The sequence below is a fragment of the Pseudomonas sp. BIGb0278 genome, assembly GCF_024809895.1.
GTDB classification, from domain to species: Bacteria; Pseudomonadota; Gammaproteobacteria; order Pseudomonadales; family Pseudomonadaceae; genus Aquipseudomonas; species Aquipseudomonas shirazensis.
This window is the reverse complement of sequence record NZ_JANUEL010000003.1, coordinates 456,352-476,617: the sequence shown is the minus strand read 5'-3', so window position 1 is coordinate 476,617 and position 20,266 is coordinate 456,352. Positions and strand designations below refer to the sequence as shown.

Annotated in this window: 26 protein-coding genes; 15 read left to right on the top strand and 11 right to left on the bottom strand. The window is 61.6% G+C overall.

The window, feature by feature from the left end:
* Window positions 1–1,440: a metalloprotease TldD gene (tldD, locus tag M2396_RS14935; RefSeq protein ID WP_103436172.1), complete on the top strand. Its 1,440-nt coding sequence runs from the start codon at window positions 1–3 to the stop codon at window positions 1,438–1,440.
* A 65-nt stretch (window positions 1,441–1,505) separates the two neighbouring features.
* Here tldD and yjgA read toward each other — a convergent pair whose 3' ends face one another.
* A complete protein-coding gene (gene yjgA / locus M2396_RS14930; RefSeq protein ID WP_101316835.1) occupies window positions 1,506–2,027 on the bottom strand; it encodes a ribosome biogenesis factor YjgA in 522 nt (173 codons plus the stop codon).
* Window positions 2,028–2,135: 108 nt separating this feature from the next.
* On the opposite strand from yjgA, the gene pmbA reads away from it, so the two are divergent.
* The 6 genes from pmbA to M2396_RS14900 all read left to right on the top strand — a co-directional run bounded on the left by pmbA (window position 2,136) and on the right by M2396_RS14900 (window position 7,379).
* The gene (gene pmbA / locus M2396_RS14925) at window positions 2,136–3,482 is read left to right on the top strand and encodes a metalloprotease PmbA (RefSeq protein ID WP_150570822.1); all 1,347 of its coding nucleotides are present in this window, start codon (window positions 2,136–2,138) and stop codon (window positions 3,480–3,482) included.
* Window positions 3,483–3,610: 128 nt separating this feature from the next.
* Window positions 3,611–4,012, top strand: a complete 402-nt coding sequence (locus tag M2396_RS14920) for a FagA protein (protein WP_178080747.1) — start codon at window positions 3,611–3,613, stop codon at window positions 4,010–4,012.
* A complete protein-coding gene (locus tag M2396_RS14915) occupies window positions 4,005–5,381 on the top strand; it encodes a lyase family protein (RefSeq protein ID WP_150570823.1) in 1,377 nt (458 codons plus the stop codon). Before M2396_RS14920 ends, M2396_RS14915 begins: the two co-directional genes overlap by 8 nt.
* Window positions 5,382–5,399: 18 nt before the next feature.
* A complete protein-coding gene (locus M2396_RS14910; RefSeq protein ID WP_101316843.1) occupies window positions 5,400–5,861 on the top strand; it encodes a hypothetical protein in 462 nt (153 codons plus the stop codon).
* A gap of 1 nt (window position 5,862) precedes the next feature.
* The gene (locus tag M2396_RS14905; protein WP_150572060.1) at window positions 5,863–6,474 is read left to right on the top strand and encodes a superoxide dismutase; all 612 of its coding nucleotides are present in this window, start codon (window positions 5,863–5,865) and stop codon (window positions 6,472–6,474) included.
* Between the two features lie 11 nt (window positions 6,475–6,485).
* On the top strand, window positions 6,486–7,379 hold the full coding sequence (locus M2396_RS14900) for a ZIP family metal transporter (RefSeq protein WP_188035470.1): 894 nt from the start codon (window positions 6,486–6,488) through the stop codon (window positions 7,377–7,379).
* Window positions 7,380–7,431: 52 nt separating this feature from the next.
* Here the strand turns inward: M2396_RS14900 and M2396_RS14895 are convergent, their stop codons facing one another.
* From M2396_RS14895 to M2396_RS14850, 10 genes are all read right to left on the bottom strand, one after another.
* Window positions 7,432–7,704 carry an HPr family phosphocarrier protein gene (locus tag M2396_RS14895; protein WP_101316850.1) on the bottom strand — a complete coding sequence of 91 codons (273 nt, stop codon included), beginning with the start codon at window positions 7,702–7,704 and terminating at the stop codon, window positions 7,432–7,434.
* 20 nt (window positions 7,705–7,724) lie between these two features.
* Window positions 7,725–8,579: an RNase adapter RapZ gene (gene rapZ, locus M2396_RS14890; RefSeq protein ID WP_101316852.1), complete on the bottom strand. Its 855-nt coding sequence runs from the start codon at window positions 8,577–8,579 to the stop codon at window positions 7,725–7,727.
* A gap of 2 nt (window positions 8,580–8,581) precedes the next feature.
* Entirely contained in the window at window positions 8,582–9,049 is a 468-nt protein-coding gene (gene ptsN / locus M2396_RS14885) for a PTS IIA-like nitrogen regulatory protein PtsN (RefSeq protein WP_101316854.1), read from the bottom strand.
* Between the two features lie 12 nt (window positions 9,050–9,061).
* Window positions 9,062–9,370, bottom strand: a complete 309-nt coding sequence (gene hpf / locus M2396_RS14880; protein WP_101316856.1) for a ribosome hibernation-promoting factor, HPF/YfiA family — start codon at window positions 9,368–9,370, stop codon at window positions 9,062–9,064.
* 78 nt (window positions 9,371–9,448) lie between these two features.
* Complete coding sequence (locus M2396_RS14875; protein WP_101316858.1) at window positions 9,449–10,972, bottom strand: RNA polymerase factor sigma-54; 1,524 nt, start codon at window positions 10,970–10,972, stop codon at window positions 9,449–9,451.
* 170 nt (window positions 10,973–11,142) lie between these two features.
* Window positions 11,143–11,868 (bottom strand): LPS export ABC transporter ATP-binding protein, encoded by a 726-nt coding sequence (gene lptB / locus M2396_RS14870; protein WP_101316860.1) that lies wholly within the window; start codon window positions 11,866–11,868, stop codon window positions 11,143–11,145.
* Window positions 11,869–12,396, bottom strand: a complete 528-nt coding sequence (gene lptA / locus M2396_RS14865) for a lipopolysaccharide transport periplasmic protein LptA (protein ID WP_101316862.1) — start codon at window positions 12,394–12,396, stop codon at window positions 11,869–11,871.
* Window positions 12,383–12,955: an LPS export ABC transporter periplasmic protein LptC gene (gene lptC, locus M2396_RS14860; protein ID WP_101316864.1), complete on the bottom strand. Its 573-nt coding sequence runs from the start codon at window positions 12,953–12,955 to the stop codon at window positions 12,383–12,385. The genes lptA and lptC overlap by 14 nt, the downstream gene beginning before the upstream one ends.
* Window positions 12,956–12,963: 8 nt before the next feature.
* Entirely contained in the window at window positions 12,964–13,488 is a 525-nt protein-coding gene (locus tag M2396_RS14855; protein ID WP_259075736.1) for an HAD family hydrolase, read from the bottom strand.
* A gap of 14 nt (window positions 13,489–13,502) precedes the next feature.
* Entirely contained in the window at window positions 13,503–14,477 is a 975-nt protein-coding gene (locus M2396_RS14850) for an SIS domain-containing protein (RefSeq protein ID WP_101316866.1), read from the bottom strand.
* A gap of 243 nt (window positions 14,478–14,720) precedes the next feature.
* On the opposite strand from M2396_RS14850, the gene M2396_RS14845 reads away from it, so the two are divergent.
* The 8 genes from M2396_RS14845 (at window position 14,721) to hisG (ending at window position 20,146) form a co-directional block, all read left to right on the top strand.
* A complete protein-coding gene (locus M2396_RS14845; protein ID WP_101316869.1) occupies window positions 14,721–15,530 on the top strand; it encodes an ATP-binding cassette domain-containing protein in 810 nt (269 codons plus the stop codon).
* On the top strand, window positions 15,530–16,327 hold the full coding sequence (gene mlaE / locus M2396_RS14840; RefSeq protein ID WP_101316871.1) for a lipid asymmetry maintenance ABC transporter permease subunit MlaE: 798 nt from the start codon (window positions 15,530–15,532) through the stop codon (window positions 16,325–16,327). The genes M2396_RS14845 and mlaE overlap by 1 nt, the downstream gene beginning before the upstream one ends.
* Entirely contained in the window at window positions 16,327–16,812 is a 486-nt protein-coding gene (mlaD, locus tag M2396_RS14835; protein ID WP_101316874.1) for an outer membrane lipid asymmetry maintenance protein MlaD, read from the top strand. The genes mlaE and mlaD overlap by 1 nt, the downstream gene beginning before the upstream one ends.
* A 9-nt stretch (window positions 16,813–16,821) precedes the next feature.
* A complete protein-coding gene (locus tag M2396_RS14830; protein ID WP_150572059.1) occupies window positions 16,822–17,475 on the top strand; it encodes a phospholipid-binding protein MlaC in 654 nt (217 codons plus the stop codon).
* The gene (locus M2396_RS14825) at window positions 17,472–17,774 is read left to right on the top strand and encodes a lipid asymmetry maintenance protein MlaB (protein ID WP_101316878.1); all 303 of its coding nucleotides are present in this window, start codon (window positions 17,472–17,474) and stop codon (window positions 17,772–17,774) included. The genes M2396_RS14830 and M2396_RS14825 overlap by 4 nt, the downstream gene beginning before the upstream one ends.
* A gap of 118 nt (window positions 17,775–17,892) precedes the next feature.
* Window positions 17,893–18,132, top strand: coding sequence for a BolA family protein (locus tag M2396_RS14820; protein WP_101316880.1), 240 nt, complete (start codon window positions 17,893–17,895; stop codon window positions 18,130–18,132).
* A gap of 23 nt (window positions 18,133–18,155) precedes the next feature.
* Window positions 18,156–19,421, top strand: a complete 1,266-nt coding sequence (murA, locus tag M2396_RS14815; protein ID WP_101316882.1) for a UDP-N-acetylglucosamine 1-carboxyvinyltransferase — start codon at window positions 18,156–18,158, stop codon at window positions 19,419–19,421.
* Window positions 19,422–19,510: 89 nt separating this feature from the next.
* On the top strand, window positions 19,511–20,146 hold the full coding sequence (gene hisG / locus M2396_RS14810; protein WP_259075726.1) for an ATP phosphoribosyltransferase: 636 nt from the start codon (window positions 19,511–19,513) through the stop codon (window positions 20,144–20,146).
* The last annotated feature ends 120 nt before the right edge of the window (window positions 20,147–20,266 follow it).

The window sequence follows — 20,266 nt, the reverse complement described above, 5'->3', positions numbered from 1 at the left end:
ATGAGCCAGATGTTAACCACCGTCAGCGACCAGCTGCTTGCCCCGGGCGGACTGACCCTGGACAGCCTGCAGGCTGTACTGGGCGAGTTGGCCGGGCCCGGCATCGATGCTGCCGATCTGTACTTCCAGGGCCAGATTTCTGAAACCTGGGCGCTGGAAGACGGCATCGTCAAAGAAGGCAGCTTCAACCTCGACCAAGGCGTTGGCGTGCGCGCCCTGTCTGGTGAGAAAACCGGCTTCGCCTACAGCAATGCGATCAACCTCGAAGCCCTGACCTCGGCCGCACGCGCCGCCCGGTCGATCTCGCGTGCCGGCCAGAACGGCACGGTGCAGGCGTTTCGCAGCCAGGATGTGACCCAGCTGTACACCCCGAACAACCCGCTGGATGTGCTCAGCCGTGCCGACAAGGTCGAACTGCTCAAGCGCGTCGACGTCGCCACGCGGGCCCTTGACCCGCGCATCCAGCAGGTCAGCGTGAGCATGGCCGGGGTCTGGGAGCGGATTCTGGTGGCCGCTGCCGATGGCGGCCTGGCTGCCGACGTGCGTCCGCTGGTGCGCTTCAATGTCAGTGTGATCGTCGAGAAGGACGGCCGCCGTGAACGTGGCGGGCAGGGCGGTGGTGGGCGGACCGACTACCGCTTCTTCACCGAGGAGCGGGTCATGGGCTATGCCCGTGAAGCCCTGCGCCAGGCGCTGGTCAACCTCGAAGCCAAGCCGGCGCCGGCCGGCACCTTGCCAGTGGTGCTTGGCCCGGGCTGGTCCGGCGTGCTTCTGCACGAGGCGGTCGGCCATGGCCTGGAAGGCGATTTCAACCGCAAGGGCAGTTCCGCCTACAGCGGGCAGATCGGCCAGAAGGTTGCCTCCAGCCTGTGCACCATCGTCGATGACGGCACTCTGCAGGATCGTCGCGGCTCGCTCAGCGTCGACGACGAAGGTACGCCAACCGAGTGCACCACGCTGATCGAGAACGGCATCCTCAAAGGCTACATGCAGGACAAGCTCAACGCGCGCCTGATGGGCATGGCAGTGACCGGTAACGGCCGCCGCGAATCTTACGCGCACCTGCCGATGCCGCGTATGACCAACACCTACATGCGCGCAGGCGAGAGCGATCCCGAAGAGATCATCGCTTCGGTCAAGAAGGGCATCTACTGTGCCAACCTGGGCGGTGGCCAGGTCGATATCACCAGCGGCAAGTTCGTCTTCTCCACCAGTGAGGCGTATCTGATCGAAGACGGCAAGATCACCGCGCCGGTCAAGGGGGCGACGTTGATTGGCAATGGGCCGGAGGCGATGAGCCGGGTATCGATGGTCGGTAACGACCTGGCGCTGGACAGCGGCGTCGGTACCTGTGGCAAGGATGGTCAGTCGGTGCCGGTGGGCGTTGGCCAGCCGACCCTGAAGCTGGATGCGATCACCGTCGGCGGTACCGGCGGGTGAGCGTAGTGCGCAGCAAGCGCGCCTCCACCACGGTGGGGGCGGGCTTGCCGCGCACGAGGCATTACCTAGCGCAGGCCGCGCTGAGCTTCGTCAAGTTCGCGGATGTACTTGAACACCTTGCGCGCAGCAGCCGGCGGCTTGTCCCGGGCTTTTTCGTGCTGGGCATGGCGGATCAACGAGCGCAGTTGCTGACGGTCGGTTTCAGGGTATTCCTGAACAAACCGCTCAAGGTCCTCGTCGTTGCCGTCGACCAGCCGATCGCGCCAGCGCTCAAGGCCGTGAAAGCGTTCGTTGTACTGGCGGGTAGAGCTGTCGAGTTGCTCGATCACCGCAAGAATTGCGTCGGTGTCCTGGTCGCGCATCAGCTTGCCGACGAACGACATATGGCGTTTGCGGGCGATGTGCGCGGTGTGCTTGCTGGCATCGGCCAAGGCCTTGCGCAGCGGGTCGGTCAAGGGCAGGCGCGCCAGGGTGTCAGGCTTGAGCGTCGTCAGGCGCTCGCCGAGTTCAACCAGTGCATGTAGCTCGCGCTTGATCTGGGTTTTGCTTTTTTCGCCATCGAAGGCGTCGTCGTATGAATCAACCATGGTGGCCGTCCGCTAGAAATCGCCGCCATGATAACCAGTCGGGGGCCAATTGTCCGGCCCGGTCGTAGAATGACCCTAGCCGTAAGCAGAATTTGAGTGGAGAAGACCATGAGTGCAGTCCAGAGCATAGGCCCGAAGGACCTGCCGGCCTTGCAGGAGCAAGTCGAGGCGATTGTTGCCGAAGCGCGCCGCCAGGGTGCCAGCGCCTGCGAGGTGGCGGTGTCGCTGGAGCAGGGTTTGTCGACCACGGTGCGTCAGCGCGAGGTCGAGACGGTCGAGTTCAACCGTGACCAGGGCTTTGGCATCACCCTCTATGTCGGCCAGCGCAAGGGCTCGGCGAGTACCTCGGCCAGCGGCCATGAGGCCATTCGCGAAACCGTTGCTGCAGCCCTGGCGATTGCCAAGCACACCTCGGAAGACGAATGCGCCGGGCTGGCCGATGCCGCCCTGATGGCCCGCGATATCCCTGAGCTTGACCTGTATCACGATTGGGACATCAGCCCCGAGCAGGCCATCGAGCAGGCACTGGCCTGTGAGGCCGCTGCTTTTGATGCCGATCCGCGGATCAAGAATGCCGACGGCACCACCCTCAACACCCATCAGGGCTGCCGTGTTTACGGCAACAGCCATGGCTTTATCGGCGGCTATGCCTCGACCCGGCACAGCCTCAGTTGCGTGATGATTGCCGAAGCCGACGGGCAGATGCAGCGCGACTACTGGTATGACGTCAACCGCCAGGGCGAACTGCTGGCCGACCCGCGCAGCATTGGCCTGCGTGCAGCGCAACGTGCTGCAAGCCGCCTGGGTGCGCGCCCGGTGCCGACCTGCGAAGTGCCGGTACTGTTCTCTGCCGAGCTTGCCGGTGGCCTGTTCGGCAGCTTCCTTGGGGCGATCTCGGGCGGCAACCTGTACCGCAAGTCGTCGTTCCTCGAAGGCTCGCTGGGGCAGCGCCTGTTCCCCAGCTGGCTGACCCTGGATGAACGCCCGCACTTGCCGCGGGCACTGGGCAGCGCGGGGTTCGACGGCGATGGCCTGGCCACCTACGCCAAGCCGTTCGTCGAAAACGGCGAACTGGTGGCGTACCTGCTCGGTACCTATTCGGGGCGCAAGCTGGGCTTGCCAAGCACCGCCAACTCGGGGGGCGTGCACAACCTGTTCGTCACCCATGGCGTCGAAGATCAAGCTGCATTGATTCGGCGCATGGGCCGTGGCCTGTTGGTAACCGAGCTGATGGGACATGGTCTGAACATGGTCACGGGTGATTACTCTCGTGGCGCAGCGGGCTACTGGGTCGAGAACGGCGAGATTCAGTTCGCTGTGCAGGAAGTGACCATTGCCGGCAACATGAAGGACATGTTTCAGCAGATTGTGGCGATTGGCAGCGATCTTGAAACCCGCAGCAATATCCACAGCGGCTCTGTGCTGATCGAGCGCATGACGGTCGCGGGCAGCTAAAACCCTCCGTTGTGCCAGTTGCACATCCCGGACCCGGCCATCGCGCCGGGTCTTTTGTTTTTGCCTTCGGGGTTGAAGTGATTCTATTTATCACTTAATAATGAGTATCATTACACCGTCCAGCAGTGATGATATTCATGAATACCGTACTCCATGAGTTGCCCTACCTGGAAAACTGGCGTTGGCTGAGCCGACGCATTCGCTGCGCGCTCGACCCCGACGAGCCGCGACTGATCGAGCATTACCTGGCCGAAGGTCGCTACCTGGTGTGCTGCACCGCGACCTCGCCATGGACCGTCGCCCTGACTTCCCTGCGCCTGCTGCTGGATACCGCCAGCGACCGCATGCTGCCCTGGCACTGGCGCGCGCAGTGCCTGGACCAGGCCTGGCGGCCGCTGCTGGACCTGCGCAGCCTCGATCGCCTCGAGCAGAACCAGCGCTGGCAGCCCTATGCCATGCAGCTCGCCAATTGCGTGCTGCTGCCTTCGATTTCCCCCGACGAACTGTTGCAAGGAATTGACCATGAGTAATACCCGTATCGAGCGTGACAGCATGGGTGAACTGCAGGTGCCGGCCCAGGCCCTGTATGGCGCTCAGACCCAGCGCGCGGTCGATAACTTCCCGATCAGCGGCCAGCGCATGCCGGTGCAGTTCATCCGTGCACTGTTGCTGGCCAAGGCGGCAGCGGCCAAGGCCAACGTCGAACTCGAGCAGATCTCGCCGGCGCAAGGCCAGGCCATCGTCCAGGCGGTCGAGCAGTTGCTGGCCGAGGATTTCATTCAGCACTTCCCGGTCGACGTTTATCAGACGGGTTCTGGTACCAGCTCGAACATGAACGCCAACGAGGTGATTGCCACCTTGGCCAGCCGCGTCCAGGGCGAGCCAGTCAACGCTAATGACCACGTCAACTGTGGCCAGAGCAGCAACGACATCATCCCCACTACCATCCATGTCAGCGCTGCGCTGGCCATGCACGAGCAGTTGCTGCCGTCACTGCGCCACCTGGTGCAGGTGATCGATGCCAAGGCCGTCGAGGTGCATCAGTACGTCAAGACCGGCCGCACTCACCTGATGGATGCCATGCCGGTGCGCATGAGCCAGGTATTGGCTGGCTGGGCGGCACAGATCCGCGCTGCCTTGAGCCATCTTGAAGCGACCCTGCCGAGCCTGCAGGCGCTGGCCCAAGGCGGCACTGCGGTAGGTACCGGGATCAACGCTCACCCGCAGTTCGCCGCCGGTTTCGCCCGCCAGCTGAGCGGCCTGACCGCGATCGAATTCACCCCCGGTGACAATCTGTTTGCCCTGATCGGTTCGCAGGACACTGCCGTGGCGCTGTCTGGCCAGCTGAAAACCACCGCCGTTGCCCTGACCAAGATCGCCAACGACCTGCGCTGGATGAACTCCGGCCCGCTGGCGGGCCTGGGCGAGATCGAACTGCAGGCCCTGCAGCCTGGCTCTTCGATCATGCCGGGCAAGGTCAACCCGGTAATTCCCGAGGCGACCGCCATGGTGGCTGCACAAGTCATCGGCAACGACGCCACCATCGCCGTGGCCGGACAGTCGGGCAACTTCGAACTCAACGTGATGCTGCCGCTAATCGCTCGCAACCTGCTGGAGAGCATCGAGCTGATGGCCAACGCCAGCCGCTTGCTGGCCGACAAGGCCATCGCGACCTTCAAGGTCAATGAAAGCAAGCTCAAGGAAGCCCTGGCGCGCAACCCGATTCTGGTCACCGCGCTGAACCCGATCATCGGCTACCTGAAGGCCGCCGAGATCGCCAAGACCGCTTACAAGCAAGGCCGGCCGATCATCGACGTGGCGTTGGAGCACACCGACCTCTCGCGTGACCAGCTCGAAGCCTTGCTTGACCCGGAAAAACTCACCGCTGGCGGTATCTGACCGTCCAGGAGGCACGTCATGCAGCACTGGAAACGCACCACCGATCACGCCAATCGGCTGTTTGCCCAAGGCGACTGGGTCGACGCTCGGGAGTATTACCTGCAAGCGCTGGCCCTGGCCCAGGTGCTGCTCGAGCGCTGGCATGACGTTGACGAGGCGGTTGCCGCACTGGTCATCGCCCATCACAACCTGGCCGATCTGCACCTGCGCCTGAACCAACCCCACGAAAGCGCGGATTACCTCTGCGCTGCCCATCAGCGCCTGCTGCAGGCCAGCCACGAGCCACGACTGCCGCAGCCGCTACGCGAGGCGGCACTGCGCCACAGCGCACGTACCTACACCGAGCTGCTCAATTTCATTGCCGAGTACGGCCAGTACCCGCGCACCGCGCGCTTGCTCAACCGCCAGGCTGGCGCGGCGAGCGAGCTGATTGCTGCGCCGGAAGTTGCACCTCACTCACATAATTACGGAATCCACTGACATGCCGCATACCTTGCCTGCACTGCCGTACGCCTACGATGCGCTGGAACCGCACATCGATGCCCAGACCATGGAAATCCACCACAGCAAGCATCACCAGACCTACATCAACAACCTCAACGCGGCCATCGAGGGCACCGAGTGGGCTGAGTGGCCGGTGGAAAAACTGGTTGGCGCGGTCAAGCAATTGCCTGAAAAGTTGCAGGCAGCGGTGATCAACCAGGGCGGTGGCCACGCCAACCACAGCTTGTTCTGGACTGTTATGGCGCCCAATGGCGGCGGCGTGCCGCAAGGCGAGGTGGCCAAGGCCATCGAGCAGCAATTAGGTGGCTTTGATGCTTTCAAGGAGGCTTTCACCAAGGCTGCGCTGAGCCGCTTCGGCAGTGGCTGGGCCTGGCTCAGCGTGACCCCGACCAAGCAACTGGTGGTCGAGAGCAGCGGCAACCAGGACAGCCCGCTGATGCACGGCAACACGCCGATCCTCGGTCTGGACGTGTGGGAGCACGCCTACTACCTGAAGTACCAGAACCGCCGGCCTGAATACATTGGCGCGTTCTACAACGTGGTCGATTGGGCCGAAGTGGAACGCCGCTATCAGCAAGCCTTGAAGTGAGCCTAACCGGTATGCGCTCGCAGGTGATGTCTGTCAGCAGTGTGCGCCTGTTTCGTCTGGCGCTTGGGACTGTGCTGTTGCTGGTCGGGACTGCGCTGCTGGTGGCACGCGGGATCGATTGGCTGGGCCTGGAGCCGCGCATGCTGCGGGCTCTGGAGGGCGGTGCACTGTGCGCTCTGGGTACTGCGCTGGGCGCGGTGCCGGTGTTGGTGATCCGCAATATGCCGGTGGCGGTGGCTGACACCTTGCTCGGCTTCGGCGCTGGAGTGATGCTGGCAGCGACTGCGTTCTCGCTGATCATGCCGGGCCTGGCCGCTGCAGAGGCGATCGGTTTCAGCCCATGGGGCGCCGGTGGGCTGATCAGTTTTGGCCTGCTGTTCGGCGCGCTTTGCCTGTTTCTGGTCGACCTCAAGGTCTCGGGTGCTTCACCCGAAGCCTTGGTCGGTAACGGCAATCAGCCGGTTATCGCGGCGCGGATCTGGTTGTTCGTGATTGCCATCATTGCCCATAACATTCCTGAAGGGATGGCCATTGGCGTATCGGCCGGTGGCGGCATGCCGGACGCCGACAGCCTGGCCATGGGCATCGCCCTGCAGGATGTGCCGGAAGGTCTGGTGATCGCTTTGGTGCTGGCCGGGGCGGGGATGTCGCGCCTCAAGGCTTTCTTGATCGGCGCGGCCTCGGGCCTGGTCGAGCCGCTGGCAGCAGTGATCTGCGCGTGGCTAGTGAATGTTGCCGAACTGCTGTTACCGTTGGGCCTGGCCTGCGCGGCGGGAGCGATGTTGCTGGTGGTGACGCAGGAGATCATTCCGGAATCACGCAGCAACGGCAACTATCGCCTGGCAAGCCTGGGGCTGTGCGTGGGCTTCTGCCTGATGATGGTGATGGACACGGCCATGTCGTGACCGTTTGCTGGTCCAGCGCTGCGGCAGCGCTGGGCCTGGCAGCGGCGGGGCGTTATTCGCCTTCGTCGAAGTAGTTGTTGATCAAATCCACCACGGCCTGGAGTGCCTCGTCTTCCTGCTCGCCCTCGGTGAACAGGTGCACCTGAGTGCCCTTGCCCGCTGCGAGCATCATCACCGCCATGATGCTTTTGCCATCGACCAGCTTGTCTGGCGCCCGGCCGACCCTCACCTGGCAAGGAAAGCGCCCGGCCACGCCGACGAACTTGGCGGCCGCTCGGGCGTGCAGGCCCAGCTTGTTGATGATGGTGATTTCGCGGGCGGGCATGTTCGGGTAAATCCTGTGGGCTAGAGGTCGCGGTGGCGGACCTGGACGTTTTTCAAGGATTGCTGCAGAACCTGGCCGAGGCGCTCGGTCAGGTACACCGAGCGATGGTGGCCGCCGGTGCAGCCGATGGCGATGGTGACATAGGCACGGTTGCTGGCGGCGAAGCGCGGCAGCCATTTGAGCAGATAGCTGGAGATGTCCTGGAACATCTCTTCGACATCCGGCTGCGCAGCCAGGTAATCGATGACTGGCTGATCCAGGCCTGAGTGCTCGCGGATTTCCGGCTTCCAGTACGGATTGGGCAGGCAGCGCACGTCGAACACCAGGTCGGCGTCTACCGGCATGCCCCGCTTGAAGCCAAACGACTCAACTAAAAACGCCGTACCCGGCTCGGGTTGGTTGAGCAGGCGCAGCTTGATCGAATCGCGTAGCTGGTAAAGGTTGAGGTTGGTGGTATCGATCTTCAGGTCGGCAAGGTCGGCAATCGGCCCGAGCATATCGCTCTCGACCCGAATGGCTTCGGCCAGCGAGCGATTGGCGTTGGTCAGTGGGTGACGGCGGCGCGTTTCGGAGAAGCGCTTGAGCAGGGTGTCTTCGTCAGCGTCCAGGTACAGCACATCGCACTGGATGTGCCGTGCGCGGGCATCCTCGAGCAGCTCGGGGAAGCGTGACAGATGGCCTGGCAGGTTGCGCGCATCAATCGAGACAGCAACCTTGGGCTGCATCAGCTCGGTATTGATCAACGCGTTTTCAGCCAGCTGCGGCAGCAACCCGGCGGGCAGGTTGTCGATGCAGTAGAAGCCATTGTCTTCCAGCACGGCAAGTGCAGTGCTCTTGCCGGAGCCAGAGCGGCCGCTGACGATGATCAGGCGCATGCTCAGCTCCCGTTTTGCACGTCCAGGACGACCTGGTACAAGGCCTTGTTGTCTCTCGCAGCGCGCAGACGCTTACGCACATCTTCGCGATCGAGCATGCTGGCAATCTGGCGCAACAGCTCAAGGTGAGCATCGGTGGCAGCTTCGGGCACCAGCAGGACGAACAGCAGGTCCACGGGGGCGCCATCGATGGCGTCGAAATCGATTGGATGATCCAGGTGGAGCAGGGCGCTGACCGGATTGGCGCAGCCCTTGAGGCGGCAGTGCGGAATGGCGATGCCATTGCCGAACCCGGTGGAGCCCAGTTTTTCGCGGGCGATCAGCTTCTCGAAGACTTCTTGCTGGTCGAGCTCGCTGACTTCGCTGGCTACGACCTTGGCGATTTCTTCGAGGGCGCGTTTCTTACTGCTGACGCCCGGCACGTTCACCAGGGAACGGCCGGGGGTCAGGATGGTTTCAAGTCGGATCATGGATGAGGGGGATCAGCGAGCAGCTGCACCTTGCAGGAGACTTTGCTGTTTTTCCTTGTGTTTTTTCAGTTGGCGGTCGAGCTTGTCAGCCAAATTGTCGATGGCTGCATACATGTCTAGATCTTCGGCATTGGCAACCACTTCGCCGCCCGGAATCTGCAGAGTCGCTTCGATCTTCTGCTGCAGTTTCTCGACTTTCATGATCACCGTAACGTTGGTGATCTTGTCAAAGTGCCCTGCGAGTCTCTTCAGCTTCTGCTCGACGTAGTCGCGCAGTGGTGGGGTTACTTCTACATGGTGTCCACTGATGTTGACTTGCATACAGCTTCTCCTTTGTTGCCCGTGCATAAAGAGGCAGGTCTTGCACCTGCCACAAAAACGCTGTGGCACATCCCGGGGCTACATCAGTCGCTTGCGTTCACTCGACGGTGCTATGCCGAGCGACTCGCGGTACTTGGCGACGGTGCGACGGGCTACCTGGATGCCTTGTGCCTCCAGTAAACCAGCGATCTTGCTGTCACTCAATGGCTTTTTCTGATTTTCCGCTGCAACCAGTTTCTTGATGATCGCGCGGATCGCCGTGGACGAGCATTCACCGCCTTCGGAGGTGCTGACGTGGCTCGAGAAAAAGTATTTCAACTCAAAGATGCCACGCGGAGTGTGCATGTACTTCTGGGTGGTGACGCGGGAGATGGTCGACTCATGCATGCCCACTGCTTCGGCGATGTCATGCAGCACCAACGGTTTCATCGCCTCGTCGCCGTACTCGAGAAAATCGCGCTGGTGCTCGACGATCTGCGTGGCGACCTTCATCAAGGTCTCGTTGCGGCTCTGCAGGCTCTTGATGAACCAGCGCGCTTCCTGCAACTGGTTGCGCATGAAGGTGTTGTCGGCGCTGGTATCGGCGCGGCGGACAAAGCCTGCATATTGCGGGTTGACCCGCAGGCGCGGCATGGCTTCCTGGTTCAGCTCGACCAGCCAGCGGTCGGTGTCCTTGCGCACGATCACGTCAGGCACCACGTACTCCGGCTCGCTCGACTCGATCTGCGAACCAGGCCGCGGATTGAGGCTCTGCACCAGCTCGATGACTTGCCGCAGCTCGTCTTCCTTGAGCTTCATACGGCGCATCAGCTGGCTGTAGTCGCGGCTGCCGAGCATATCGATGAAGTCGCTGACCAGGCGCTTGGCCTCGGTCAACCAAGGCGTATTGGCCGGCAACTGACGCAGCTGCAGCAGCAGGCACTCGCCCAGGTTGCGTGCGGCAACGCCGGCGGGTTCGAACTGTTGAATACGGTGCAGCACGGCCTCGACTTCATCGAGCTCTATGTCGAGCTCCGGGTCAAAGCCTGCGCAGATTTCTTCGAGGGTGTCTTCCAGATAGCCTTGCTGGTTGATGCTGTCGATCAGCGTTACTGCAATCAGGCGATCAGTATCGGACATCGGCGCCAGGTTCAGCTGCCACAGCAAGTGGCTTTGCAGGCTCTCGCCAGCAGAGGTGCGGGTGGTGAAGTCCCACTCGTCATCGTCGTTGCTGGGCAGGCTGCTGGCGCTGGTCTGGTAGACATCTTCCCAGGCGGTGTCGACCGGTAGTTCGTTGGGAATGCGCTCGTTCCAGTCGCCTTCTTCAAGGTTCTGACTGGCGGCGCTGCCTTCCTGCAGGCTGCCATCCTGAAAACCGCTGTCCTGGAAGCTGTTCTCCAGGTTTTCGGCGCTTGGCTTGCTTTCGGCACTGTCGGCCAGCGGGTCGCTGTTGTCGAAGTCTTCGCCGTCTTCCTGGCGTTCGAGCATCGGGTTGGATTCCAGCGCTTCCTGAATTTCCTGTTGGAGGTCCAGGGTCGAGAGCTGAAGCAGACGAATGGCCTGTTGCAACTGCGGGGTCATCGTCAGTTGCTGGCCCATTTTTAGGACGAGCGATGGTTTCATAGCTTGGGCTTATTACCTTGTCCGCCGGCGCATCTGCGCCATCCACTACACGAAGGGCGCCGCGGCGCCAATTTCAAGCAAGTTATATGCCTTAATTTGTAGCGTTTGCCTAGAGCACTGTAACACTTAAGCTGTTTTAGCTTGCTGCTGCCAGTGCCCAGGCAAGGGCCTCAGAGCCGGAACTCGTGGCCCAGGTAGACTTCCTTGACCAGATCGTTGGCCAGAATGGTCTCGGCATCGCCTTCGGCAATCAGTTGACCATCGTTGACGATGTAGGCTGTCTCACAGATATCCAGCGTCTCGCGGACGTTGTGGTCGGTGATCAACACACCGATACCCTTGGCCTTGAGGTGATGAATGATCTGCTTGATGTCACCTACCGAGATCGGGTCGACGCCAGCGAACGGTTCATCCAGCAGAATGAACTTGGGTGCGGTGGCCAGGGCGCGGGCAATCTCGACACGGCGGCGTTCGCCACCGGAAAGGCTCATGCCGAGGTTGTCGCGGATGTGGCTGATATGGAATTCCTGCAGCAGGCTTTCCAGCTCCTTGCGACGGCCGTCACGGTCGAGTTCCTTGCGCGTTTCGAGGATCGCCATGATGTTGTCGGCAACCGACAGCTTGCGGAAAATCGACGCTTCCTGCGGCAGGTAGCCAATCCCGGCACGGGCGCGGCCGTGCATGGGTTGGTGGCTGACGTCATTGTTGTCGATCAGCACGCGGCCTTGATCGGCCTGAACCAGGCCGACGATCATGTAGAAGCAGGTGGTCTTGCCGGCACCGTTGGGGCCGAGCAAGCCGACGATCTGGCCGCTGTCGATCGACAGGCTGACGTCGCGAACCACCTGGCGGCCCTTGTAGCTCTTGGCCAGATGCTGGGCTTTGAGAGTCGCCATTTACTCGGCCTTCTTCTTCGGCTGGATCACCATGTCGATGCGCGGACGCTTGGTCGTGGCAGCGCCACCGGCATTGCCTGCGGTTGCGACCTGCGACTTGGTGTTGTAGACGATCTTCTCGCCTTCGGTGGTGTTGCTTTCATTCTCGACCTTGGCGCGGTCGGTCAGAATCACCGTGTCTTTTTGCGCCTGGTATTGAATCGTCACGGCCCAGCCTTTCATCTTGTCGGGCTTGGCGGCATCCTGCTGTTGCTCGAAGTAGGCCAGGTTGCCCACCGAAGTCACCACGTCGATGTCGCCATTGGCGGCACGGGTCATGGTCACGGTGTTGCCTTTGATCATCATCGAACCTTGGGTGATGATCACGTCGCCGCGGTAGGTAGCTACGCCTTGTTTGTCATCCAGGTGAGCGTCGTCGGCCTGGATACGAATTGGCTGGTCACGATCGTTCGGCAGGGCCAAGGCGCTCGCGCTTCCCAGTGCTGCGCTCAGGCTGAGCAAAAAAGGGAGGGTTTTAACGAGCCTCATACTGTCCTCTTACGTTGGACAGCAGGTCCATCCTGCCGTCTTTCAAATACGCTTTCATGCCAACGCCGGTGGTGGTGCCGCCGGCGCCGTCGATTCTAACGGCTTGCTCGGTCTGCGCATATTGCTTCTGCGGGAACACCGTCATGCGCGTGCTGGTAATGATGGTTTCGCGTTGTTTTTCGTCGGTGCGAGCAACCCGTACCTTGTCGATCAGCTCGACCTCGGTGCCATCCGGGTTGACCTCGGCACGCACGCTCTGGACATGCCAGGGGTACGCGGTGCCGCGATACATGTGCAGGTCTGGCGTGGTCAGCAGTGTGACTTCGCTGGCCTTGAGGTGCTCGACCTTGTCGGCGGTCATTTCATATTGCATCTTGCCGTCAGGCAAGAACTGCACGCTGTGGGCATTGATCGCATAGTAGTCGATGGCGCTTTCGTCGGCCTGGGCCTGTGGCTTGTCGAGGAAGCTCTCGGGGCTGACGTTCCAGTAGCCGACCGCTACCAGCAGGGCAGCGATCAGCCCCAGCAGCGCGATGTTTTTAGCTTTTTTGCTGAACATGTGCGGCCTTACAGGTAGTTGGCGTTGGCAGCGTCCAGGGTACCCTGGGCCTGCATGATCAGTTCACAGAACTCGCGGGCAGCACCTTCGCCGCCGCGGGCCTGGGTTACCCCGTGGGCGTTCTGGCGGACGAACACGGCAGCGTTGGCTACGGCCATGCCCAGGCCGACCCGGCGAATCACTGGCAGGTCGGGCAGGTCGTCGCCCAGGTAGGCGACCTGCTCATAGCTTAGGCCCAGTTCAGCGAGCAGGCCGTCCAGAACCACCAGTTTATCCTCGCGGCCCTGAAACAGGTGCGGGATGCCGAGGTTCTTCGCCCGACGCTCGACCACCGGGGTCTTGCGCCCGCTGATGATTGCCGTGGTCACACCCGAGGCCATGAGCATCTTGATGCCCTGGCCGTCGAGGGTGTTGAAGGTCTTGAATTCGCTGCCGTCTTCAAGGAAGCACAGGCGGCCGTCGGTGAGCACACCGTCGACGTCGAAAACGGCCAGCTTGATGGCTTTGCCGCGTTGCAGGATGTCTTCGCTCATGGCATCTCCGTTCATCACATGACTCCGGCGCGGAGCAGGTCGTGCATGTTCAGCGCGCCGGTCGGGCGATCGTGCTGATCGACCACGACGAGGGCGCCGATCTTGTGGTCTTCCATGATCTTCAAGGCTTCAGCGGCGAGCATCTCGGCGCGGGCAGTCTTGCCGTGCACGGTCATCACCTCATCGATCAGGGTGGTGTGTACATCGATATTGCGGTCCAGGCTGCGGCGCAGGTCGCCGTCAGTGAACACGCCAGCCAGGGTACCGTCGTTTTCCAGCACGACGGTCATGCCCAAACCTTTACGGGACATTTCCAGCAGCGCTTCCTTGAGCAGGGTGCCACGTCGCACCTGCGGCAGCTCGTCGCCCGAGTGCATGACGTTTTCGACCTTGAGCAGCAAGCGTCGGCCAAGGGCGCCGCCGGGGTGCGAGAAGGCGAAATCCTCGGCCGAGAAGCCGCGGGCCTCAAGCAGGGCGATCGCGAGGGCGTCGCCGAGCACCAGCGCTGCGGTGGTCGAGGAAGTTGGTGCCAGGTTCAGCGGACAGGCTTCCTGCGCCACGCGCGCATCGAGGTTGGCCTCGGCCGCTTGCGCCAGCTGTGAATCGGGGTTGCCGGTGAGGCTGATCAGCTGAATGCCAAGGCGCTTGATCAATGGCAGCAGGGTAACGATCTCGGCAGTGCTGCCGGAGTTGGACAGCGCCAGGATCACGTCATCACGGGTGATCATGCCCATGTCACCGTGGCTGGCTTCGGCCGGATGGACAAAAAATGACGGCGTACCGGTACTGGCCAGGGTCGCCGCGATCTTGTTGCCGATATGCCCGGACTTGCCCATGCCAACCACGACCACACGGCCTTTGCTGGCCAGAATCAGTTCGCAGGCCTTGACGAAATTGTCGTCGATACGCGGCAACAGGCCCTCAACAGCCTCGAGTTCCAGGCGCAAAGTGCGCTGGGCAGATTGGATCAGCTCGCTGGATTGGCTCATGTCGAAAAGCAATGCCTGATGAAAAGGCGCCGATTATAGCCGCAATGTGCGAAAGGCTCATCACTGGATTGTCATAAGCCTGCCGCGGCCGCCTGTCATTCGCCTGAATGACGCTGCGATAGCCTTGGGGCGGGCTCGCCTGCGGTGCTATAGTTCGCCGCTGATTCGGCCCGGGTGGGGCGTGTGTGCCTTCACGATGAGGGCAGGCGTCCATTGGACGAGGCTGTATTGCAAGGAGTCTAGATGAGTGTGGATAGCGCCTACGCGGTCGAGTTGAAGGGGGTTACCTTCAAGCGCGGTTCGCGCAGCATTTTCAGTAATGTCGACATCCGCATTCCGCGCGGAAAGGTCACTGGCATCATGGGGCCATCGGGGTGCGGCAAGACCACCCTGTTGCGCCTGATGGGCGCCCAGCTGCGCCCCGCCAGCGGCGAAGTGTGGGTGGCCGGGCAGAATTTGCCGACGCTGTCGCGCAGTGATCTGTTCGATGCACGCAAGCAGATGGGCGTGCTGTTTCAGAGCGGTGCATTGTTCACCGACCTCGACGTGTTCGAGAACGTTGCCTTCCCGCTGCGGGTGCACACCGAGCTGTCGGAAGAGATGATCCGCGACATCGTCCTGATGAAACTGCAGGCCGTTGGCCTGCGCGGCGCCATCGACCTGATGCCCGACGAACTCTCCGGCGGCATGAAGCGGCGGGTAGCGTTGGCGCGGGCAATTGCCCTGGACCCGCAGATTCTCATGTACGACGAGCCATTCGTCGGCCAGGATCCTATCGCGATGGGTGTTCTGGTGCGTTTGATCCGTCTGCTCAACGATGCCCTTGGCATTACCAGTATCGTCGTGTCGCACGACCTGGCGGAAACCGCGAGCATCGCCGACTACATCTACGTAGTGGGTGATGGCCAGGTGCTGGGTCAGGGCACTCCGGACGAGCTGATGGGCTCGGACAATCCGCGCATCCGCCAATTCATGAAGGGCGATCCGGACGGACCGGTACCTTTCCATTTTCCTGCGCCTGACTACCGCGCCGATCTGCTGGGGACGCGTTGATGCGCCGAAGATCCTTACTTGAACGCGTACGCCTGCTCGGTCGCTCGGCCATCGATGTAGTGGCAGTACTGGGTCGTTCGTGCCTGTTCCTGGGCCATGCCCTGGTCGGCCGGGGCGGGCTTGGCGGTGGCTTCCAGCTGCTGGTCAAGCAGCTTTATTCAGTCGGCGTGCTGTCGCTGGCGATCATTGTCGTCTCCGGCATGTTCATCGGCATGGTGCTGGCCCTGCAGGGCTACAGCATCCTCACCAAATACGGCTCCGAGCAAGCGGTCGGGCAGATGGTTGCCCTGACGCTGTTGCGCGAACTCGGCCCGGTCGTCACTGCGCTGCTGTTTGCCGGTCGCGCCGGCTCTGCGCTGACTGCCGAAATCGGCAACATGAAGTCGACCGAGCAGTTGTCGAGCCTGGAAATGATCGGCGTCGACCCACTCAAGTACATCGTTGCACCGCGGCTGTGGGCCGGCTTCATTTCGCTGCCGCTGCTGGCGCTGATGTTCAGCGTGGTAGGGATCTGGGGTGGCTCGTGGGTGGCAGTCGACTGGCTGGGTGTCTACGAAGGCTCGTTCTGGGCCAACATGCAGAACAGTGTTTCATTCACCGATGACGTGCTCAACGGCCTGGTCAAAAGCCTGGTGTTTGCCTTCGTCGTGACCTGGATTGCCGTTTTCCAGGGGTATGACTGTGAGCCCACTTCAGAGGGGATCAGCCGTGCCACCACCAAGACCGTGGTCTATGCCTCGTTGGCAGTGCTGGGTCTGGACTTTATTCTGACCGCCTTGATGTTTGGAGATTTCTGATGCAAAACCGCACCCTGGAAATCGGTGTCGGCCTGTTCCTCCTGGCCGGGATCCTGGCGTTGCTGCTGCTGGCCCTGCGTGTCAGCGGGCTGTCGGCCAGCCCGACCAGCGATACCTATAAAGTTTACGCGTACTTCGACAATATCGCCGGTTTGACGGTCAGAGCTAAAGTGACCATGGCCGGTGTGACCATCGGCAAGGTCACGGCCATCGATCTGGATCGCGATTCCTACACCGGTCGGGTCACGCTGCAGCTGGACAAGAACGTCGATAATCTGCCGGTCGACTCCACTGCATCGATCCTGACCGCCGGGTTGCTCGGCGAGAAGTACATCGGTATCAGCGTGGGTGGTGAGGATCAGGTGCTCAAAGATGACAGCACCATCCATGACACCCAGTCTGCCCTGGTACTGGAAGATCTGATTGGCAAGTTCCTGCTCAATACCGTTGGCAAAGAACCGAAAGAAGCCAACCCAGCTAATTAAGGAGTTTCCATGATCTCGATCCTGCGACGCGGTTTGCTGGTCCTGCTGGCGGCTTTCCCCCTGCTGACCACCGCTGCACCTGGGCAAACCGCCCGAGAAGTGATTCAGACCACTACCGATCAGTTGCTCAGCGACCTCAAGGCCAACAAGCAGCAATACAAGGCTGACCCGCAGGCGTTCTACGATGCTCTCAACAGCAACCTCGGCCCGGTGGTCGACGCTGATGGCATCTCCAAGAGCATCATGACCGTCAAGTATTCGCGCAAGGCTACGCCTGCGCAGATGCAGCGCTTCCAGGAGAACTTCAAGCGCAGCTTGATGCAGTTCTATGGCAATGCCTTGCTCGAGTACAACAACCAGGGCATCACCCTCGACCCTGCCAAGGGCGATGAAGGTGACCGCACCAGCGTGGGCATGAAGGTCACTGGTACCAACGGTTCGGTTTACCCGGTGCAATACACCATGGTCAAACTGGATGGCGAGTGGAAGGTGCGTAACGTCATTGTCAACGGCATCAACATCGGCAAGCTGTTCCGTGACCAGTTCGCCGACGCCATGTCGCGAAATGGCAATGACCTGGACAAGACCATCGACGGCTGGGCAGGTGAAGTGGCCAAGGCCAAGCAAACCGCCGACAGTTCGCCGGAGAAGGCAGTCAAATGAGTGAAACCAGCGTAAGCATGGCCGAGCCGGGCGTGCTGCGTCTGGCTGGCGTGCTGGACTTTCGCACGGGCCCCGCCCTACGCAAGCAGGGCAAGGCACTGATTGCCGCCTGTGGTGAGCAGCAGGTAATGCTGGACTGCTCGGCGGTAGTCAAGTCGAGCAGTGTCGGCTTGTCGTTACTGCTGGCATTCATGCGTGATGCGCAGGCCGCAGGCAAGTCCTGGGCGCTGCGTGGCATGCCTGATGACATGCGTGAAATCGCCGAGGTCTATGACCTCGACGAAGTGTTGGCGGGCTGATTGCCCGGCAAGGTGAAAAGGCCCCTCGGTCAGCGTGCCCATTCATGGGCTTCGCAGGCGAGGGGCTTTTTTGTATGATGGCCGACCCGCGCGCACAGGGCGCCGATTGAGGTTGAGCATGCAGGCCGTAGAAGTTAAGAGCTTCCTTGAAGCGAAATTGCCCGGAACCCGGGTCGAAGTTGAAGGCGAAGGCTGCAACTTCCAGTTGAACGTGATCAGCGACGAGCTGGCGGGGCAGAGCCCGGTAAAGCGTCAACAGGCGATCTATGCTCACCTGAATCCGTGGATTGCCGATGGCAGTATCCACGCGGTAACCATGAAATTTTTCAGCAGCGCAGCCTGGGCTGAGCGCACCTGAGCCAACTTGGCGGCGAGATCCTAATGGACAAACTGATTATTACTGGCGGCCCTCGTCTCGATGGCGAGATCCGCATTTCCGGGGCAAAGAACGCTGCCCTGCCGATCCTTGCAGCAACGCTGCTGTGCGATGGTCCAGTGACCGTCGGCAACCTGCCGCACCTGCACGACATCACCACCATGATCGAGCTGTTCGGGCGCATGGGCATCGAGCCTGTGATCGACGAGAAGCTGGCAGTCGAAATCGATCCGCGTGCAATCAAGACACTGGTTGCGCCGTACGAGCTGGTCAAGACCATGCGCGCCTCGATTCTGGTACTGGGGCCGATGGTTGCCCGCTTCGGCGAGGCTGAAGTTGCCCTGCCTGGCGGTTGCGCGATCGGTTCGCGTCCGGTTGACCTGCACATCCGCGGCCTGGAGGCCATGGGTGCAAAAATTGAAGTCGAAGGCGGCTACATCAAGGCCAAGGCGCCTGAAGGCGGCCTGCGCGGTGCGCACTTCTTCTTCGACACGGTGAGCGTGACCGGCACCGAAAACATCATGATGGCTGCTGCTCTGGCCCGCGGCCGCAGCGTTCTGCAGAACGCCGCACGCGAACCGGAAGTGGTCGACTTGGCCAACTTCCTGATCGCCATGGGCGCCAACGTCCAGGGCGCGGGCACCGACACCATCACCATCGATGGCGTCGAGCGTCTGCACTCGGCCCACTACCGGGTCATGCCTGACCGTATCGAGACTGGCACCTACCTGGTGGCGGCTGCCGTCACTGGCGGTCGGGTCAAGGTCAAGGACACCGATCCGACCATCCTTGAAGCAGTCCTCGAGAAGCTCAAGGAAGCCGGCGCCGATATCACCACCGGCGAAGACTGGATCGAGCTGAACATGCACGGCAAGCGGCCCAAAGCCGTCAACCTGCGCACCGCTCCGTATCCGGCGTTCCCGACCGACATGCAGGCGCAGTTCATCTCGCTCAACGCCATTGCCGAAGGCACTGGTGCAGTGATCGAGACGATCTTCGAAAACCGCTTCATGCATGTTTACGAAATGCACCGCATGGGCGCGCACATCCAGGTTGAAGGCAACACTGCCATCGTTACCGGGGTCAAGACCCTCAAGGGCGCGCCAGTGATGGCCACCGACCTGCGTGCCTCGGCGAGCCTGGTGTTGTCGGCTCTGGTTGCCGAGGGCGACACCCTGATCGATCGCATCTACCACATCGACCGTGGTTACGAGTGCATCGAAGAGAAGCTGCAAATGCTCGGCGCGAAGATCCGCCGCGTACCGGGCTAACCTGCCCAGGCGCATGGACGCGCCAACGAATTCAATGCAGCCGGGCTTTGCTCCCGGCTGCTGTAGCCGCTTAAGGACCGACGTTTGCCATGTTGACCATCGCGCTATCCAAAGGCCGCATTCTCGACGATACCCTGCCGTTGCTGGCCGAAGCCGGTATCGTGCCCACCGAGAACCCGGACAAGAGCCGCAAGCTGATCATCCCCACGACTCAGGATGACGTGCGCCTGCTGATCGTGCGCGCCACCGACGTGCCGACCTATGTCGAGCATGGGGCGGCCGACCTCGGTGTGGCTGGTAAGGACGTGCTCATGGAGTACGGCGGCCAGGGCCTGTATGAGCCGCTGGACCTGCAGATCGCCTGCTGCAAGCTGATGACCGCCGGTGTTGTCGGCGCACCCGAGCCTAAGGGCCGTCTGCGTGTGGCCACCAAGTTCGTCAATGTTGCCAAGCGTTACTATGCCGAACAGGGCCGTCAGGTCGACATCATCAAGCTGTACGGCTCGATGGAGCTGGCGCCTCTGATCAACCTCGCCGACAAGATCATCGACGTGGTCGACACCGGCAATACCCTGCGTGCCAACGGCCTCGAGCCGCAAGAGCTGATCGCCATGGTCAGCTCGCGTCTGGTAGTGAACAAGGCTTCGATGAAGATGCAGCATGCGCGCATCCAGAACCTGATCGACACCCTGCGCCAAGCGGTCGAGTCGCGACACCGCGGTTGACTCCTGCGCACGACCTTCGCTGTCGTGCCCGTCTATCCGCGTCATAGCCAATTTTCTCAGGTGCCCGCGCGGATCGACTGGTAGCCTAGGGCGCCTGAGCATTCGCTACTATTCGAGGCC

What these genes read in the sequence shown, in the direction of transcription:
- M2396_RS14850 (WP_101316866.1), bottom strand. Translation starts at nt 14,477, where the DNA reads ATGAGCCAATCCAGCGAGCTGATCCAATCTGCCCAGCGCACTTTGCGC.
- lptA (WP_101316862.1), bottom strand. Translation starts at nt 12,396, where the DNA reads ATGAGGCTCGTTAAAACCCTCCCTTTTTTGCTCAGCCTGAGCGCAGCA.
- M2396_RS14855 (WP_259075736.1), bottom strand. Translation starts at nt 13,488, where the DNA reads ATGAGCGAAGACATCCTGCAACGCGGCAAAGCCATCAAGCTGGCCGTT.
- pmbA (WP_150570822.1), top strand. Translation starts at nt 2,136, where the DNA reads ATGAGTGCAGTCCAGAGCATAGGCCCGAAGGACCTGCCGGCCTTGCAG.
- hisG (WP_259075726.1), top strand. Translation starts at nt 19,511, where the DNA reads ATGTTGACCATCGCGCTATCCAAAGGCCGCATTCTCGACGATACCCTG.
- yjgA (WP_101316835.1), bottom strand. Translation starts at nt 2,027, where the DNA reads ATGGTTGATTCATACGACGACGCCTTCGATGGCGAAAAAAGCAAAACC.
- M2396_RS14910 (WP_101316843.1), top strand. Translation starts at nt 5,400, where the DNA reads ATGCAGCACTGGAAACGCACCACCGATCACGCCAATCGGCTGTTTGCC.
- lptC (WP_101316864.1), bottom strand. Translation starts at nt 12,955, where the DNA reads ATGTTCAGCAAAAAAGCTAAAAACATCGCGCTGCTGGGGCTGATCGCT.
- M2396_RS14875 (WP_101316858.1), bottom strand. Translation starts at nt 10,972, where the DNA reads ATGAAACCATCGCTCGTCCTAAAAATGGGCCAGCAACTGACGATGACC.
- M2396_RS14905 (WP_150572060.1), top strand. Translation starts at nt 5,863, where the DNA reads ATGCCGCATACCTTGCCTGCACTGCCGTACGCCTACGATGCGCTGGAA.
- mlaE (WP_101316871.1), top strand. Translation starts at nt 15,530, where the DNA reads ATGCGCCGAAGATCCTTACTTGAACGCGTACGCCTGCTCGGTCGCTCG.
- M2396_RS14820 (WP_101316880.1), top strand. Translation starts at nt 17,893, where the DNA reads ATGCAGGCCGTAGAAGTTAAGAGCTTCCTTGAAGCGAAATTGCCCGGA.
- mlaD (WP_101316874.1), top strand. Translation starts at nt 16,327, where the DNA reads ATGCAAAACCGCACCCTGGAAATCGGTGTCGGCCTGTTCCTCCTGGCC.
- M2396_RS14895 (WP_101316850.1), bottom strand. Translation starts at nt 7,704, where the DNA reads ATGCCCGCCCGCGAAATCACCATCATCAACAAGCTGGGCCTGCACGCC.
- M2396_RS14830 (WP_150572059.1), top strand. Translation starts at nt 16,822, where the DNA reads ATGATCTCGATCCTGCGACGCGGTTTGCTGGTCCTGCTGGCGGCTTTC.
- M2396_RS14920 (WP_178080747.1), top strand. Translation starts at nt 3,611, where the DNA reads ATGATATTCATGAATACCGTACTCCATGAGTTGCCCTACCTGGAAAAC.
- tldD (WP_103436172.1), top strand. Translation starts at nt 1, where the DNA reads ATGAGCCAGATGTTAACCACCGTCAGCGACCAGCTGCTTGCCCCGGGC.
- ptsN (WP_101316854.1), bottom strand. Translation starts at nt 9,049, where the DNA reads ATGATCCGACTTGAAACCATCCTGACCCCCGGCCGTTCCCTGGTGAAC.
- M2396_RS14825 (WP_101316878.1), top strand. Translation starts at nt 17,472, where the DNA reads ATGAGTGAAACCAGCGTAAGCATGGCCGAGCCGGGCGTGCTGCGTCTG.
- murA (WP_101316882.1), top strand. Translation starts at nt 18,156, where the DNA reads ATGGACAAACTGATTATTACTGGCGGCCCTCGTCTCGATGGCGAGATC.
- M2396_RS14915 (WP_150570823.1), top strand. Translation starts at nt 4,005, where the DNA reads ATGAGTAATACCCGTATCGAGCGTGACAGCATGGGTGAACTGCAGGTG.
- M2396_RS14845 (WP_101316869.1), top strand. Translation starts at nt 14,721, where the DNA reads ATGAGTGTGGATAGCGCCTACGCGGTCGAGTTGAAGGGGGTTACCTTC.
- hpf (WP_101316856.1), bottom strand. Translation starts at nt 9,370, where the DNA reads ATGCAAGTCAACATCAGTGGACACCATGTAGAAGTAACCCCACCACTG.
- lptB (WP_101316860.1), bottom strand. Translation starts at nt 11,868, where the DNA reads ATGGCGACTCTCAAAGCCCAGCATCTGGCCAAGAGCTACAAGGGCCGC.
- M2396_RS14900 (WP_188035470.1), top strand. Translation starts at nt 6,486, where the DNA reads ATGCGCTCGCAGGTGATGTCTGTCAGCAGTGTGCGCCTGTTTCGTCTG.
- rapZ (WP_101316852.1), bottom strand. Translation starts at nt 8,579, where the DNA reads ATGCGCCTGATCATCGTCAGCGGCCGCTCTGGCTCCGGCAAGAGCACT.